A 16,896-nucleotide genomic window follows, 5' to 3' on the forward strand; every position below is an offset into this window, starting at 1 on the left:
ATAACTCGCTTTAAGAAAATAATCGCATCTTGGAGTTCCATTCAAGATTATTCAGAACAATTAATTAATTTATTTGATCCACTACATTCAATTAGTATTAATCAATAGCCAGGTGATCTTATGAATAACTCATTGCAAATACCCTCTTTTTCTTCTTTTATAGATTTCTATCAAATAAGAATTACTGCTAATTATCTTCATCTAAATACCTATGAACTACTATATTATGATACTGCTATTTTTGATTTAACAAAGCGAATTACAGCTAAAGTTGAACAATTTAATGAACTTATTCGCAATATGCTACCTACATTAAAAATAAAAACGAGTTATATTACAAATAGCATTCTGCAAAATACATCATCACAAATAGAAAGTCAGGTTTTTAATCCTCAGCAAAATATTATTTTATTACAGGAATTAATAGAGGATTTAGTCAGTCTTAATACTGAAATTAATAAATTAAAATTACCTTTGCGTTCAACGATAGATTTTTTATTAGAAATAAATTTAGATGAAAAATGTAAAAATAAAGTTTTATATTATGAAGATCAAAAAAAACATATTAAGGTATTAAAAGAAAAAAACATCCTAAAACTAACAGAAATGAAAAGTGTTCTGGATTTAGTGACCAAAGCAGAAGATATTATTTTAAAAAATAACTTATCATATATTTTTGATAAGGTATTCCCGAGCAAAGATAAAATTAATGCTATAAATATAGAATCAGCAGAAAAAGACATCTTAATATTAGCAATTGATACCGCAAAGCAATTATTATCACTAATTGGCGATGGATTAGCCTTTATGGACTTAGTCAAAACCCGCCATCACCTCAATAATTTAATCAATGATTTAGAAGAAAAAATATACCAACTAGAAAAATATAATAATCAAATATTGTCTCTTATGGCTCTAACGCAGAAGATTACTTATATTGATGAGAAAAAGTCGTATATCGTGCAGACTCTCCAGTCGCTACTCACTTATATACAGGCATGGGATCAATTTATCAAAAATTGCTTGGTTTCACCAGATTGCAATGCACAAATAGCCATTCAAGGCTGCTATTCATTAATGCAATTTCTTAGCGAAACAGAATATCAATACAATAGAGAATTAGTTGATTAAAAAAAGCAGCGCTGAATAAAGCGCTGCTTTTTAACGTTCATTAATTATTGCATTAAAGCTTAAACAACTGCTAATGCCATTGATGCAAGATTAATTAATGGTTGAGGCCATACACCCAGAACAATCACGACAATGGCACAAATCACAGCAACAACGGTACCAAATGTTGCTTTTTCAGGGCCAGTATAACGATCTGCATGTTCAGCGTCACGGCTGTACAGACTTGCCATAAAGCGCAGGTAATAGAATAAACCAATTGCACTACCGACTACCACAGCACCCGTTAACCACCAAAGCTCAGCATTGACTGCCGAGATAATCACATAGAATTTACCAATAAAACCTAATGTGATTGGTACGCCAGCTAATGATAGCATCATGACAGTTAGAACAGTTGCTAACACTGGTTTATGCCAGAACAAGCCACGGAATGCGCTTAGGTCATCTTGGTCATCACCACGATATGGACTTGAAACAATACTGATCACGCCAAATGCACCTAAACTTGCAAACAAGTAACCCACTAAATAAATAGCAACTGTCACTTGTGATGCAATTGGATCAACACGTAATGCAACGAGTGCAACCAGTAAATATCCCATATGAGAGATTGAAGAATAACCTAATAGACGTTTTGCACTCTTCTGAGTGATAGCCAATAAGTTACCAAACAGAATAGAAGCGATTGCAATTACAGTGACAACGATAGCTAATGTGTTGCTCTGTGCTACTGGCGCTTCCATAAAAATGCGCATTAAGACTGCAAAGATACCAATCTTACTTCCTGTTGCCAGGAAAGCAGAAACAGGCGCTGGTGCACCTTGATACACATCTGGGGTCCATAATTGGAACGGGAATAAAGATAACTTAAAGCCAAAGCCAACAATCAACATACCTAAACCAATTAGGATCAGAGGTTCATGGATTTGTGAATCAGATAAACTTTGGCCTACTGCTGCAAAACTTAAACTACCCGATTCTGCATACAGTAAAGCAATACCAAACAGTAAGAAAGAAGAAGCGGCTGCGGATAACAACATATATTTAATACCCGCTTCCAGCGAACGTTTACGCTCAAAGGTATAAGCCACTAGGCCGAACAATGGTAATGAAATAAGTTCAATACCAATGAACATTGATGCCATGTGGTTAGACATTGAAAGTAGAACGCCACCTGTAACAGCAATAGCTAAAAGCAGATGAAATTCTTCTTTATTGTCATCCAAGCCTTCCAACCAATGAAAGGCAAAGATGCTAGTTGCCATACCCGATATCAATACCAGCGCCGAGTAGAATAAAGCATAGTTATCAACACGGATAAGTGAAGTGACTTCCATTGGCAATCTATCTGCTATACAAAATAGCGATAGCAGCGCAATAGCGAAACCCAATACTGTCAGTGTGGCACTTGTTAAGTGATCGCGTCGCCACGCAATGGACAGCATCACAACCACCGCGGTCAATCCGACGATCAACAGCGGGAGTATTGCGATCAATTGTTGAGGTGTTATTGTCATGGCGAATTACAGCCTTAATGTTGTAAGTGAAGCAGTGTACAAGTTATGTAATGTTTCCATCGCGCCTGCTGAAGTATCCAGAACAGGTTGCGGATAAAAACCGATAATAACGAGTAAAACAGCTATAACCAGTAGCAAGCCAAATTCACGTGCTGTTAGCCCTTTCATTTCGCTGTCAGATTTCGGTGTACCATAATAAGTCTGTTGCATCATCCACAGTGCATAAATAGATGCAAACACAACACCAAAGACCATAATGCAAGTCACAAGCGTAAATTGGCTGAAGGTACCGAACAGGATCATGAACTCACCAATGAAGTTACCTGTTCCTGGCATACCTAACGTTGCTGCTGCGAAGAATAAAGATAGACCTGGTAACCATTTAATACGTTTCCATAATCCACCCATCATTCGCATATCACGCGTACCCGTGCGCTCATATAGTTGCCCACTGATAATGATAAGTGCAGCACCTGACAAGCCGTTAGTAATCATTTGGATTACTGCGCCTTGGTACGCAAGAACAGAACTTGCATAGATAGCAACGGTAACAAACCCCATGTGCGACAAACTACTATAAGCGGCTAAGCGCTTGATATCAGTTTGTTTGAAGGCTAACCAAGCACCGTAGAAGATACTGATCACGCCAAGGGTCATCGCAACTGGTGTAAATTGAATAGAGGCTTCAGGGAACAGCGGCAATGTAAAACGTAGTAGACCATAAGCTGCTGTTTTAAGCATGATACCTGAAATATCAACCGAACCTGCTGTTGGTGATTGTTCTTGGGTATCAGCCATCCAACCATGGAAAGGTACTAATGGCATCTTAACAGCGAAGGCAATGAAGAATCCTAGCATCAGCATAAAGCCGACAGTGCTAGACATCTGCGTGCCAAGCAACGCATCATAGTCAAATGTCCACACATTCGTATCAGCGAAATGGACTAAAGCCAATCCGATAATTGACACCAGCATGATTAAACCGCTGGCTTGTGTGTAGATAAAAAACTTAGTCGCCGCATTGATATGTTTTCTGTTATCCGAGCCTTTGTGTCCCCAATTGGCAATCAGGAAGTACATAGGTATCAGCATCATCTCCCAGAAAAAGAAGAATAAAAACAAATCAACCGCAGTGAAGATCCCCATCACACCTGCAATGATCCACAGTAGATTAAAGTGATAGGCGCCCTGGTTAGCTTGCTTTTCGCTCCATGAACTTAGGATAGAAAATGCCCCCATGATGGCAGTTAACACCACCATCAATAGAGATAAGCCATCAATAGCAAGATGGAAATTAATCCCCAGAGACGGGATCCACGGCATAAAGAATACAGATTGCCACTGTGGAACACCTTGTGGGTTGACAAGAGAATAATCTCCACCTAACCACAACTGGATAGATAATATTAACGTTAATCCCATTGAAGCCAGCGCAATCCAACGAGGCGCGCGGTGGCTAAACCGGTCAGCCTGCCAACTTAGCAGGCCACCGATGAAGGGAATTAGTATTAGCCAAGGTAATAGCATGGCGCAATGTGTCCCTTAATTAAACCAAAAGCAGCAGAGCAAGAATCAGCACTGCACCCAGCCCCAATGAGGCAACGTACCAACGAATTTGACCATTTTCACTTACTGCCAGACCTTTATTTGCCCAACGAGATAGGCAAGCCGGAATATTCATGAGTGAATTAATTGGATCACTTTCTAGTAGCCATGCCACACCTTTGAAAGGTTTAACAAAGACTACATCATACAGCCAGTCGAAGCCCCAAGCATGATACCACCATGTTGAGAAGAAACGACCTGGTAGGCTATTCGCAATCCCAGTCGCTATCGAACGTCTGAACAGATAGATAAATGTCACAATCAACAGGCCTATAACTGCTAGGCTACCTGACAGAATTTCTAACTGAATTTTGCCAGATTCATGCTCCAGTGGATTCACAGGGAATACACCTTCCAATGGCTGATGGATCATTGCACCAATAAATGTTGCTAAGATAGCTAAAATGCCAAGTGGTACTGAGTGAGTGAAACCTTTAACCTTATGCGCTTTGATTTTCGCTTCACCATGAAACGCGATGAAAATCATACGGAAGGTATACATTGCCGTTAGCAATGCACCGATAAGTCCAGCCCAAAGTAACGCGGTTTGTCCATCAACTTCTGCTCCCCACAAAATGGCATCTTTACTGTAGAAACCAGAAGTGAACAGAGGTAATGCAGCAAGTGCACTTCCGCCGATTAACATGACTGCGTAGACATAAGGGATTTGCTTACGTAATCCACCCATTTTGAAGATATTTTGTTCATGGTGGCAGGCAATAATGACAGAACCTGCTGATAAGAACAGTAACGCTTTAAAGAATGCGTGAGTCATCAAGTGGAAAATTGCTGCATCCCAAGCTTGAACACCTAACGCTAAGAACATGTAACCAATCTGACTCATTGTTGAATAAGCCAATACACGTTTAATATCAGTTTGAACAAGTGCTGCGCAACCTGCAAATAGTAAGGTTACTCCACCAACGATACCCACCAGATGTAAAACTTCTGGTGCCATCAAGAACAACGCATGAGTTCGAGCAACAAGGTAAACCCCTGCTGTAACCATGGTTGCTGCGTGGATTAAAGCAGAAACAGGCGTTGGACCTGCCATCGCATCGGCTAACCATGTTTGAAGTGGTAACTGCGCTGATTTACCAACCGCACCACCTAAAATCATTAATGTTGCCCATGTGATTGCTGAACCACCTTCTGCCATTTTTTGCGGTGCGAGTACAGCCATTTCACTGAAGTTCAATGTACCCAGCTCGTTCCACAGGATGAACATACCAATCGCGAGGAACACATCACCGATACGAGTGACAAAGAAAGCTTTCATCGCAGCTTTGCCGTTATCTGGATTGGTATAATAGAAACCAATCAACAGGTAACTGCACAGCCCTACCCCTTCCCAACCGAGATACATAAGCATCATGTTATCTGCGAGTACTAAAACAACCATGCTCGCGATAAACAAGTTGGTATAGGCAAAGAAACGTGAATAGCCTTCTTCACCACGCATATACCATGATGCATAAACGTGGATAAGGAAACCAACTCCAGTAACAACACTTAGCATTGTTAAAGAGAGGCCATCAAGGTGTAACGTGAATGGAATGGTAAAATTACCTACTGACATCCAAGTCCACAGCGGTTGGGTATAGACATAAGCTTCTGATGCATTTGCCATCAACGCTTTTTGTTCTAAGAAGCCGATGCCTGCATAAGCTGTCACAACCGCAGCTAAACCGACGGCAGCTATTCCAACGATTGCTGAAATATTTTCTGACCAACGACCGCGGGAAAATGCAAGAAGCACTGACCCGAGAAGTGGAAACAGAATGGTTAAATAGAGTAAGTTCATCCGCGCATCTCACTGACTTTATCAATATTCAGGTTCTGACGATGACGATGGAGTTGTAGTAACAACGCCAATCCAATACTCGCCTCCGCAGCAGCCAATGTAATCGCCAGAATGTACATTATCTGACCATCAGGCTGCCCCCAGAAACTCCCTGCAACGACAAAAGCAAGTGCAGTTGAGTTAATCATGATTTCCAGTCCGATCAACATGAAAAGCAAGTTACGGCGGATAACAAGACAGCTAAGTCCCATTACAAATAAAATTGCCGCTAAAATCAGACCGTGTTGAAGAGGTATCATTATTGTTCCCCCGCTTTCGAGCCACTGATAACATCAGCGTCGGTGATATGACGGTCACGTCCAACATGGAATGCAACAACCAGACCTGCCAGCAGCAATAAAGAGGCCAGCTCAACCGCAAGAACATATGGGCCAAACAGACTAATTGCCACTTCTTTTGCACTAATCACAGTTCCAGTAATACCTTCTTGGTATGAAAGGCTAACAATCCCGTAAATCAGAAGTGCTAATAGGACGATGGATAAAATCGCAGGCCCAATCCAATTCTTCGGTTTTAACCATTCACGTTCTTGCTCTTGCACAGAACGCCCCAAGTTGAGCATCATGACGACGAAAACGAACAGCACCATGATAGCACCTGCATATACGATGATTTCTAATGCACCGGCAAAATAAGCACCCAGTGAGAAAAACACCATGGACAGAGCCAACAGCGAAACAACCAGATACAACAACGCATGTACCGGATTAGTATTGGTTATCACCCTCAAAGTTGCTAAAACAGCAACCAGACCGGCGATATAAAATGTAAATTCCATGAATATCGCTCCTTATGGCAACAGGCCTTTGACGTCAATAGGTTTCGCTTCATTATCCGCTTCACCTTTGTCTTTACCTGCAATCGCCATACCCGATTTACGGTAAAAGTTATAATCAGGATATTTACCCGGACCTGAGATTAATAAGTCATCTTTCTCGTAAACAAGATCTTGACGACGCCATTCACCCATTTCAAAGTCAGGTGTTAATTGGATTGCCGTTGTCGGACAAGCCTCTTCACACATACCGCAGAAAATGCAACGAGAGAAGTTAACGCGGAAAAATTCAGGATACCAACGTCCATCTTCGTGTTCTGCTTTTTGCAGTGAAATACAACCAACTGGACAAGCAACTGCACACAAGTTACATGCTACACAACGCTCTTCACCATCGGGATCACGCGTTAATACAATACGGCCGCGATAACGAGGTGGCAGGTATACTGGTTCTTCAGGATACATTTGCGTTTCACGTTTTTGGAACGCATGCAGCCCGACTAACCAAATACTGCGTACTTGAGTGCCGAAACCGACCAATAAATCTTTCAATGTCATGGTTCAATCACCCCTTACTGAGCGTTATATAAAATCACTGCCGCAGTTCCCAGCAGATTAAGCAACGTGAGTGGCAAGCAAATTTTCCAGCCAAAGGACATCACTTGGTCATAACGTGGACGTGGTAAAGATGCACGGATCAAGATAAACATCATCATGAAAAAGGCAGTCTTAATTGCAAACCACAGGAATGACGGCAGGAATGGTCCATGCCAACCACCAAAGAACAGCGTCACAATCAATGCAGAAACTGTCACAATACCGATGTATTCACCAACGAAGAATAAACCGAATTTCATACCGGAATATTCGACATGATAACCGTCCGCAATCTCTTGCTCGGCTTCAGGTTGGTCAAATGGATGGCGGTGACATACTGCAACGCCCGCAATCGCAAAGGTAATAAAACCAAAGAATTGAGGGATGACGTTCCACATACCTTCTTGAGAGTTCACAATATCAATCAAGTTGAATGAACCCGCTTGAGCAACAACGCCCATTAAAGAAAGGCCTAAGAATACTTCGTAACTCACTGTCTGCGCAGATGCACGCATCGCACCAAGAAGTGAATATTTGTTGTTACTTGACCAGCCTGCGAATAACACGGCGTAAACCGCAAGACCTGCCATCATCAGGAAGAATAAGATCCCAATGTTCAAGTCCGCCACATACCAAGTTGGGCTAACAGGAACAATTGCAAACGCGAGGAACAGTGAACAAAACGCAATCACTGGTGCTAGCGTAAAGATTTTCTTATCTGCAAATTTTGGTATCCAGTCTTCTTTGAACAGCATTTTGAACATATCGGCAATTAATTGCCCCATGCCAAATGGTCCAACGCGGTTAGGACCATAACGATTCTGGAACAAGCCGAGAATTCGACGTTCCCCCAGACTCATGTAGGCCCCACAGGTGACAACAACCAGTAGGATGACAATTGATTTAAGGATAGAAACTAAAATTTCCATCACTTCTGGAGATATCCAATCCATCATGCACCTCTCCGCAGATTATTGACTGATGCACCCGCCATTGCCGGCGCAATTCCTGGCATACCTAATGGCAGACCGATTTGGCCACAAGACAGGTTTTTGCTAAGGCGAACTGGTAAATTAAAGACTTTACCGCCATAGCTAAACTCAGCTATTTCACCAACTGCAACGCCCAGTTTTTCTGCATCTTGCATATTCAACATGACATAAGGCTCAGGCATGCGTTCTTGGATCACTTCTGCACGTTGAGACATTTCCTCACTACCAAAGAGGTGATAATAAGGCGCAACAACCCATTGTGCTTCAGTCGCATGATAAGCGGATGGAATATCTGTAAAGTAATCCAATTGGTTATCATAGGAATCAAACAAACGAATACCTGGATCACCAAATCTTAAATGTCCGCCGACTTCATTTTGGAATTTATTCCAAGCTTGTGGGGAGTTCCAACCTGGAGACCATGCAAATGGAATTTGCTGACGAGGTGCGGTTGGGCTGTTATTCCCTTCCATTGAGAAAGCAAACGGTGTATCAATATCTTGTGGTTGGCGTTGTTCATGAACATTAATGTTCGCCAACATAGCAGTACGACCACTATAACGATTTGGCTCACGCGCTAATCGTTGACCACGGATACGGAAACTTGCTTTCGGCGCAGCATCAACAATACCAGCAAACTGAGGTAATTCAGCAACACAATCTGCAATGACATGGTCAAGTTGAGACCAATCAATATCACGATCTTGTGCTTCTGATTGCAGTGAATGCAACCAACGCCAGCTTTCATTCATAATGATAGATTTATCGTAGAATGAAGGATCAAACACTTGGAAGAAACGTTGCGCACGACCTTCTTGGTTAACCAACGTACCGTCTGCTTCAGCAAAACTTGCTGCAGGCAATACCAGTGTTGCTTTATCCATAATTGCCGTGTGTTGATGATCCAGTACGATTAGCTGTTTTAATTTAGCTAATGCACCATCAACTGCCTCTACACTGCTGTGACGATAAAGATCGTTTTCCATCACAATCGCGGTGTCAGCTGCATTTTCCTGAATACGTAAAAATGCTTCATCCAGTGGCTGAGCTTGCATCATAGCTAAACCGAAGCTATTGGCATGAGAAGCTAGGAAGGATAGCCCGACATCAGCGCCTTTTGCTTTTAGTGCAAAGGCAACGTTTGCCGCAGCTTCAATCATTGCGTCACTCGCAGAGTGAGTACCGCTGATAATCAATGGCTTTTTCGCACTAGACAGTGCTTGTGCAATAGTTTCCACTTTTGCTTTCAAATCAGCAGGTAAATCAGTGACTGCTGGTGCATCACCATTAATCATATTGGCAATAGCAAAACCGAAACGTGCTTGGTCAGCAACGGGAGCACGGTAATTAAATGCTGCAATATCATCTAAACGAGTGTCATCGACATTCGTAATAAATAGTGGATATTTTGCATGTTGACCAATGTTCAAGATTGCCGCGATTTGCCAATCTGCCACTTTTTGGGCAGCCGCCATTTCACGCGCCTTGCCTTTTACCGCTTGGCGAACTGAAAGTGCCATGCGTGCACCAGTCTGAGTTAAATCTTCCCCCAGCACTAACACTGCATCATAACTTTCGACTTCACGTAAGTTTGGTGTATAAACACCACCATTTTGCAGAATAAAATTCATCAATTCGAGGCGGCGTTGCTCATCAGCTGAAACACCTGAATAGAAGTTTTCTGCACCAACTAACGCGCGTAATGCATAGTTACTTTCAATACTTGCACGAGGTGAACCAATCCCAATCACTTTTTGTGCTTGATTGATAATTTGCGCACCACTTTGCATTGCTTCAATCGCAGAAATAACCTGTTGTACGCCATTTTGGGTTAAAAGTGGCTGGCGAGGTCTATCTTTGCGGTTGACATAACCGTAACCAAAGCGACCACGGTCACACAGGAAATATTGGTTTACTGAGCCGTTAAAACGGTTTTCGATACGACGTAATTCGCCATAACGTTCACCTGGGCTAGTATTACAACCGATACTGCATTGTTGGCAGATACCCGGTGCAAATTGCATATCCCACTTACGGTTATAGCGTTCAGAATGGGTTTTGTCTGTGAATACCCCAGTTGGACATACTTCAACTAAGTTACCAGAGAACTCACTTTCTAATGTGCCATCTTCAACACGACCGAAGTAGACATAGTTATGTGCACCATAAACACCCAAGTCAGTACCATCTGCGTAATCTTTGTAGTAACGCACACAACGATAACAGGCAATACAGCGGTTCATTTCATGGTTAATGAAAGGCCCTAAATCCTGATTGATGTGAGTACGTTTCGTAAAGCGATATTTACGCATCGTGTGACCTGTCATCACCGTCATATCTTGTAAATGGCAGTTACCACCTTCCTCACAGACTGGGCAGTCGTGGGGATGGTTTGTCATCAACCATTCAACAACACTTTCACGGAATTTTTTGGCTTCTTCATCATCAATAGAGATGTAAGTACCTTCCGTTGCCGGTGTCATACAGGACATAACGAGACGACCGCGGGTGTCATCCGCGTTTTGATACTGCTTAACCGCACACTGGCGGCAAGCGCCAACGCTTCCCAGCGCCGGATGCCAGCAAAAATAAGGAATATCTAGCCCCAGAGAAAGGCAGGCTTGTAACAGGTTTTCAGACCCGTTTACATCATATTCTTTGCCGTCTACATATATTGTAGCCATAGTCAGCATGCTTCCCAAAGGCCCGCTCAAGAGCAGGCGTTAATCAAAAATACGTTCTTCGTGAAAAATTTATTTTTACGGTTGCTCAATCGTAAAAATATTACCAACGCTGTTTCAGCAAGTTCGGCTGAATACCAGCAATTTGGACGATATTACGCAGATCTTTTTGTGTAATACCGGCTTCAAATTCTTCACGGAAATATTTGATGGCGCTCTGTAATGGCTCGACCGCACCAGGTGCGTGAGCGCAGAAGGTTTTACCTGGGCCAAGGAAACGGCACAGTTGTTCAAGCGTTTCAATATCGCCTTCTTGACCTTCACCTTTTTCCAGAGCTTGTAAAATTTTAAGGCTCCAAGGCAAACCATCACGGCAAGGTGTACACCAACCACAAGATTCACGCGCAAAGAATGTTTCAAGGTTACGAACCAAAGAAACCATGTTGATTTCATTATCAACAGCCATTGCTAACGCAGTACCTAGTCGGCTACCTGCTTTCCCGATAGATTCAAAATCCATTGGTAAATCAAGATGATCACCCGTTAGGAAGTCAGTACCTGCTCCGCCCGGCTGCCATGCTTTAAGTGTTAAACCATCTCGCATACCGCCCGCATAATCTTCTAATACTTCACGAGCAGTTGTACCAAACGGTAATTCCCACAGACCTGGATTTTTGACGCGGCCAGAGAAGCCCATTAGCTTAGTTCCAGCATCTTTACTTTTGCCTGCGCTCAAATTGATATACCACTGGTCACCATGCTCAATGATGGCTGGCACGTTACAGATAGTTTCAACGTTATTGACACAAGTTGGTTTACCCCATGCGCCTGATGTTGCAGGGAATGGTGGTTTTGAACGCGGGTTAGCACGACGGCCTTCGAGGGAGTTAATTAATGCGGTTTCTTCACCACAAATATAACGACCTGCACCGGTATGGACAAAGAGTTCAAAGTCAAAACCTGACCCTAAAATATTTTTACCGAGCAGACCTGCTGCTTTAGCTTCTTCGATGGCGCGACGCAAGTTTTTAGCTGCTTGGACATATTCGCCACGTAAGAAAATATAACCACGGTACGCTTTCAGTGCATAAGCGCCAATGATCATACCTTCAACTAATAGATGTGGAAGTTGTTCCATCAGAAGACGGTCTTTATAAGTACCGGGTTCCATTTCATCGGCATTACATAGAAAGTAACGCAGATTCATGTTTTCATCTTTTGGCATCAGGCTCCATTTCAAGCCTGTGGAGAATCCCGCACCGCCTCGACCTTTCAGTCCAGCATCTTTAACGAGACCAACAACTTCGTCAGGTGCCATGCCTTGTAGTGCACGTTCAACACCTTTATATCCGTTTTTGCTGCGATACTCATCCAACCATACAGGCTGGTGGTCATCACGCAGACGCCAAGTCAGTGGATGTGTCTCAGCAGTTCGGATGACTTGTTTTACTGAGGAGTTTGTCATGGATACTGCTCCAATAACGTTTTAACATCTTCAGGTTTTACATAACAGTGAAGATCTTCATCAATCATCATTGATGGGCCTTTATCACAGTTACCTAAACAACAAGTTGGCAGCAATGTAAAACGACCATCTTGTGTTGTTTGACCTGGGCGGATATTGAGTTGATTAATAATCTCAGCTTCCACACCTTGGTAACCTGTAATATGACAAACCACACTGTCGCAATAGCGAATAATGTGACGACCTACAGGTTGACGGAAAATCTGGCTATAGAATGTCGCCACACCTTCAACATCACTCGCTGGGATGCCGAGTACTTCCGCAATAGCGTAAATAGCACCATCTTCAACCCAACCACGATTTTTTTGCACAATCTTTAGTGCTTCAATTGAAGCAGCTCGCGCATCTTCATAGTGATGTTTTTCGCCTTCAATTTCAGCACGCTCAGCTTCAGTTAATGTGAAACCATTAAACGCCTGCAATTCAGGTTCAAACGTATTAACACCATCAAGACTGGCCTGCTTATTATGTTCATTATGCATGATTAGCGATCCACATCCGACATTACGAAATCGATACTACCCAGATAAACAATCAAGTCAGAAACTAAGCTACCACTAATGACCGAAGGTATTTGCTGTAAGTGCGCATAACTTGGCGTACGAATACGTGTACGGTAGCTCATTGTGCTGCCATCACTGGTCAAGTAGTAACTGTTAATTCCCTTGGTTGCTTCAACCATCTGGAATGATTCATTTGCAGGCATGATAGGACCCCAAGACACTTGCAAGAAGTGGTTGATTAGGGTTTCAATGTCCTGCAACGTCCGTTCTTTTGGTGGCGGAGTTGTCAAAGGATGATCTGCTTTGAATGGTCCTTCTGGCATATTCTTCAAGCATTGCTCAAGAATACGAATACTCTGGCGTAGCTCTTCCACTTTAACCATCACACGGCTATAACAGTCACCGTTATGTGCGATAGGAATATCAAATTCAAAGTTTTCGTAACCAGAATAAGGGCGCCATTTACGAATATCGAAATCAACACCCGTTGCGCGTAGACCACCACCTGTCACACCCCAAGCAAAAGCTTCTTCTTTAGTATAAGAAGCCACACCGATTGAACGGCCTTTTAGGATGGTGTTTTTAAGTGCAGTCGTTACATAAGAATCTAAACGTTTTGGCAACCAATCTAATAGTTCGCGCAGCAGTTTGTCCCAACCACGAGGCAAGTCATGCGCAACACCACCAATCCGGAACCAAGCTGGGTGCATACGGAAACCAGTAATCGCTTCAATCAAGTTGTAAACTTTTTGGCGATCCGTAAACGCAAAGAAGACTGGAGTCATCGCCCCAACGTCCTGAATATAAGTACTGATATATAACAGGTGGCTGTTGATGCGGAACAGTTCTGAAAGCATGACGCGGATTGTTTTAACGCGATCAGGCACTTCAATGCCAGCCAGTTTTTCTACTGCTAAAATATATGGCATTTCATTGACACAGCCACCGAGGTATTCAATACGGTCGGTATAAGGAATATAGCTATGCCATGATTGACGCTCACCCATTTTTTCAGCACCACGATGGTGGTAGCCGATATCAGGTACGCAGTTGACGATTTCTTCACCATCAAGTTGTAACACAATACGGAACGCACCGTGTGACGATGGATGGTTAGGTCCTAAGTTTAGGAACATGAAATCTTCGTTTTCGTTCCCGCGCGACATGCCCCACTCTTCAGGTTTGAAGGTTAGCGCTTCCATTTCTAGATCTTGTTTTTGCTTGGTTAGCTCAAACGGATCGAATTCGGTAGCACGTGCTGGGTAGTCTTTACGCAGTGGGTGACCTTTCCAGTTTGGTGACATAAGTAGGCGACGTAAATTCGGATGACCTTGGAAGGTTATCCCGAACATATCCCATACTTCACGCTCATACCAATTGGCATTTGGAAATAAAGAAACCACCGATGGCACGTTGAGGTCTTTTTCGTTTAAAGCGACCTTCAACATAATATCGCGGTTACGGTCAATTGAGATGAGGTGATAAAACACACAAAAATCTGCTTCTGGCAAACCTTGTGTATGTATTCTCTGACGCTCATCAACCCCATGTAAGTCAAATAACATGACATAAGGTTTTGGCAGTTTTTCAAAAAGTCTACGACTTCCAGTAACTGTTCGCGTCTTACCCATATAACCGGCATGCCGGTACGGGTTGCTTGAACAGAAAAGGCATCCGGGCCAAATTGGTTGCGCAGTTCCAAGAGTACAGGGTCATTAAGATGATCCTGAGTCTGCCACTCCGGCTGAGTACTCGCTTGCGCTATCTGATCTGTCATCATTCTTCACCATAACGCTTGATCAGGTTTATTATGATCGCAACATTGCTCTGTTACGCTGTATGGCTCTAAGCCTAAATTTCGTCTGGGGTACGCAGATTAGTCACTGCGATACGTTCACCGTGCTTTCTTTCTCTTTCTGATTGCATATTGGCACGATAAACCCCTTGGTCTCCGACAACCCATGAAAGAGGACGACGCTCTTTACCAATGGATTCCTGTAGCAACATAAGTGCTTGCATATAAGCTTCAGGACGCGGAGGGCAACCTGGAATGTAAACATCCACAGGGATAAACTTATCAACGCCTTGTACGACAGAATAAATGTCATACATACCACCAGAGTTAGCACATGAACCCATTGAGATAACCCATTTTGGTTCAAGCATCTGATCATAAAGGCGCTGAATAACAGGTGCCATTTTTGTAAAGCAAGTTCCAGCAACGACCATAAAGTCGGCCTGACGAGGTGAAGCACGAAGTACCTCTGCCCCAAAACGGGCTACGTCATGAACTGCAGTGAACGACGTTACCATTTCGACATAGCAACATGAGAGACCAAAGTTATATGGCCAGAGAGAGTTTTTGCGTCCCCAGTTAACAACATCATGTAATGCATGAGACAGTTTTCCCATGTACACGCTATTTTTAACTTGCTGCTCAAGTGGATCGGTAACGATTTCTTGAGTTTGCAGGGGGTAACGGTCATTCTCACCGTTCGGATCTATGCGGGTGAGCGTATAATCCATTGTATAATGCCTCGCTTTTTACTGCGGATGACGATTGCTGATTTTAATTATTTCACTAGGACCTTTTACTGCGCGACGTGAACGGACTGGCGTCCAATCCAATGCACCGACGCGAACCAGATAAAATAATCCCGCCAACAATACCAGAATGAAGATTGTTGCTTCGATAAAGCCTAACCAACCTACTTCACGGACAGCAACTGCCCATGCATACAGGAACATAGCTTCAACATCAAAGACAACGAAGAACATAGCAACCAAATAAAATTTGGCTGACATGCGAAGACGGGCACTTCCCACTGAATCGATACCAGATTCATAAGGTACGTGTTTTGTTCTGGCTTTGGCTCTACTACCTAAGAAGTGACCAGCAGCCAACATAAATGAACAAAGGGCGATGGCACCGACAAAGAATATCGCAAAGGCCCAGTTATGGGCTAACGCTAGGATAGATGTAGACATACTCGTTGCTTACTCACTTACACATGGCGTATAAATCTGCTCTTATTTAAACTACTTGGCAGTATTTACACCATAATTGCCCAGTTAACCGAGAAGAAAGACCAAAATTAACCACCAAACTAAAAAACAGCCTGAAGACTGTGTTTGGTTTGTCCTCTCTCTGACTATTTATTTTGCTTAAATTAAACAAAATAACCCGTAATTATTACATCCCGCCACCAATTTGGAGGTGGTAACATAATAAAAAACATACAAAAGCGGCTAAAACGTGTCAGTGTGAAAATAACACTAGTAAACACAAGGACTAGTTTAACCGATTCTTCGCTTTTACTACACCATTATCTCAGGAAAAACCTGTCTTTACAGATGAAAAATTGCGCTTTTTATTTGATCTAGGACACAGTTTTATTGAAAAAATACTCGAATTGTTTACATAACAAACTAATTTGGATTAAGTCTCATTAACGACTTTTTATTTATTAAATCAACTAACTGTCTGACTAATCAGTCCTATTTTAGCTATTTAGCGAAAAATAATTGTTAATCAGCTAACAATTACTTAACTAAAATACAAATTTCAGGTTCTGCCAGCTACATCACAATTATTCCATGTTCTCATCTTTTTAACCATACTTCTTAAGTGGTTAATGCGCTTTTTCTTTATTTCTCGTTCAAAAAAACCGCGAATATATTGATATGCTCCCCACTAATTGGTTTC

General features: G+C 42.5%; 13 protein-coding genes and 1 pseudogene. 1 reads left to right on the top strand and 13 read right to left on the bottom strand.

From position 1 onward, the window contains the following. Window positions 1-120 precede the first annotated feature (120 nt). Complete coding sequence (locus OO7_RS11355; RefSeq protein WP_008916074.1) at window positions 121-1,131, top strand: alpha-xenorhabdolysin family binary toxin subunit B; 1,011 nt, start codon at window positions 121-123, stop codon at window positions 1,129-1,131. 59 nt (window positions 1,132-1,190) lie between these two features. Here the strand turns inward: OO7_RS11355 and nuoN are convergent, their stop codons facing one another. The 13 genes and pseudogenes from nuoN to OO7_RS11420 form a co-directional block, all read right to left on the bottom strand. Then, window positions 1,191-2,648, bottom strand: a complete 1,458-nt coding sequence (gene nuoN / locus OO7_RS11360; RefSeq protein ID WP_008916075.1) for an NADH-quinone oxidoreductase subunit NuoN — start codon at window positions 2,646-2,648, stop codon at window positions 1,191-1,193. 6 nt (window positions 2,649-2,654) lie between these two features. Beyond that, on the bottom strand, window positions 2,655-4,175 hold the full coding sequence (gene nuoM, locus OO7_RS11365; RefSeq protein ID WP_008916076.1) for an NADH-quinone oxidoreductase subunit M: 1,521 nt from the start codon (window positions 4,173-4,175) through the stop codon (window positions 2,655-2,657). 19 nt (window positions 4,176-4,194) lie between these two features. Next, on the bottom strand, window positions 4,195-6,057 hold the full coding sequence (nuoL, locus tag OO7_RS11370; RefSeq protein WP_008916077.1) for an NADH-quinone oxidoreductase subunit L: 1,863 nt from the start codon (window positions 6,055-6,057) through the stop codon (window positions 4,195-4,197). Beyond that, complete coding sequence (nuoK, locus tag OO7_RS11375; RefSeq protein ID WP_008910727.1) at window positions 6,054-6,356, bottom strand: NADH-quinone oxidoreductase subunit NuoK; 303 nt, start codon at window positions 6,354-6,356, stop codon at window positions 6,054-6,056. Before nuoK ends, nuoL begins: the two co-directional genes overlap by 4 nt. Continuing rightward, a complete protein-coding gene (nuoJ, locus tag OO7_RS11380; protein WP_008916078.1) occupies window positions 6,356-6,895 on the bottom strand; it encodes an NADH-quinone oxidoreductase subunit J in 540 nt (179 codons plus the stop codon). Before nuoJ ends, nuoK begins: the two co-directional genes overlap by 1 nt. Before the next feature lie 12 nt (window positions 6,896-6,907). Then, on the bottom strand, window positions 6,908-7,450 hold the full coding sequence (nuoI, locus tag OO7_RS11385) for an NADH-quinone oxidoreductase subunit NuoI (RefSeq protein WP_008916079.1): 543 nt from the start codon (window positions 7,448-7,450) through the stop codon (window positions 6,908-6,910). Window positions 7,451-7,464: 14 nt separating this feature from the next. Next, window positions 7,465-8,442, bottom strand: coding sequence for an NADH-quinone oxidoreductase subunit NuoH (gene nuoH, locus OO7_RS11390; protein ID WP_008916080.1), 978 nt, complete (start codon window positions 8,440-8,442; stop codon window positions 7,465-7,467). Beyond that, entirely contained in the window at window positions 8,442-11,165 is a 2,724-nt protein-coding gene (nuoG, locus tag OO7_RS11395; RefSeq protein WP_008916081.1) for an NADH-quinone oxidoreductase subunit NuoG, read from the bottom strand. Before nuoG ends, nuoH begins: the two co-directional genes overlap by 1 nt. Window positions 11,166-11,265: 100 nt before the next feature. Next, complete coding sequence (gene nuoF, locus OO7_RS11400) at window positions 11,266-12,627, bottom strand: NADH-quinone oxidoreductase subunit NuoF (protein WP_008916082.1); 1,362 nt, start codon at window positions 12,625-12,627, stop codon at window positions 11,266-11,268. Beyond that, window positions 12,624-13,169 carry an NADH-quinone oxidoreductase subunit NuoE gene (gene nuoE / locus OO7_RS11405; protein ID WP_008916083.1) on the bottom strand — a complete coding sequence of 182 codons (546 nt, stop codon included), beginning with the start codon at window positions 13,167-13,169 and terminating at the stop codon, window positions 12,624-12,626. Before nuoE ends, nuoF begins: the two co-directional genes overlap by 4 nt. 2 nt (window positions 13,170-13,171) lie before the next feature. Then, a pseudogene (nuoC, locus tag OO7_RS11410) lies at window positions 13,172-14,967 on the bottom strand (NADH-quinone oxidoreductase subunit C/D). 74 nt (window positions 14,968-15,041) lie between these two features. Further along, entirely contained in the window at window positions 15,042-15,716 is a 675-nt protein-coding gene (locus tag OO7_RS11415) for a NuoB/complex I 20 kDa subunit family protein (protein ID WP_008916085.1), read from the bottom strand. Window positions 15,717-15,734: 18 nt separating this feature from the next. Continuing rightward, entirely contained in the window at window positions 15,735-16,178 is a 444-nt protein-coding gene (locus OO7_RS11420; RefSeq protein ID WP_008916086.1) for an NADH-quinone oxidoreductase subunit A, read from the bottom strand. Between the last annotated feature and the right edge of the window lie 718 nt (window positions 16,179-16,896).

It is taken from the genome of Providencia sneebia DSM 19967 (genome assembly GCF_000314895.2).
GTDB classification, from domain to species: Bacteria; Pseudomonadota; Gammaproteobacteria; order Enterobacterales; family Enterobacteriaceae; genus Providencia; species Providencia sneebia.

Coding starts and splice junctions, on each gene's coding strand:
- OO7_RS11355 (WP_008916074.1), top strand. CDS start 121: ATGAATAACTCATTGCAAATACCCTCTTTTTCTTCTTTTATAGATTTC.
- nuoN (WP_008916075.1), bottom strand. CDS start 2,648: ATGACAATAACACCTCAACAATTGATCGCAATACTCCCGCTGTTGATC.
- nuoM (WP_008916076.1), bottom strand. CDS start 4,175: ATGCTATTACCTTGGCTAATACTAATTCCCTTCATCGGTGGCCTGCTA.
- nuoL (WP_008916077.1), bottom strand. CDS start 6,057: ATGAACTTACTCTATTTAACCATTCTGTTTCCACTTCTCGGGTCAGTG.
- nuoK (WP_008910727.1), bottom strand. CDS start 6,356: ATGATACCTCTTCAACACGGTCTGATTTTAGCGGCAATTTTATTTGTA.
- nuoJ (WP_008916078.1), bottom strand. CDS start 6,895: ATGGAATTTACATTTTATATCGCCGGTCTGGTTGCTGTTTTAGCAACT.
- nuoI (WP_008916079.1), bottom strand. CDS start 7,450: ATGACATTGAAAGATTTATTGGTCGGTTTCGGCACTCAAGTACGCAGT.
- nuoH (WP_008916080.1), bottom strand. CDS start 8,442: ATGGATTGGATATCTCCAGAAGTGATGGAAATTTTAGTTTCTATCCTT.
- nuoG (WP_008916081.1), bottom strand. CDS start 11,165: ATGGCTACAATATATGTAGACGGCAAAGAATATGATGTAAACGGGTCT.
- nuoF (WP_008916082.1), bottom strand. CDS start 12,627: ATGACAAACTCCTCAGTAAAACAAGTCATCCGAACTGCTGAGACACAT.
- nuoE (WP_008916083.1), bottom strand. CDS start 13,169: ATGCATAATGAACATAATAAGCAGGCCAGTCTTGATGGTGTTAATACG.
- OO7_RS11415 (WP_008916085.1), bottom strand. CDS start 15,716: ATGGATTATACGCTCACCCGCATAGATCCGAACGGTGAGAATGACCGT.
- OO7_RS11420 (WP_008916086.1), bottom strand. CDS start 16,178: ATGTCTACATCTATCCTAGCGTTAGCCCATAACTGGGCCTTTGCGATA.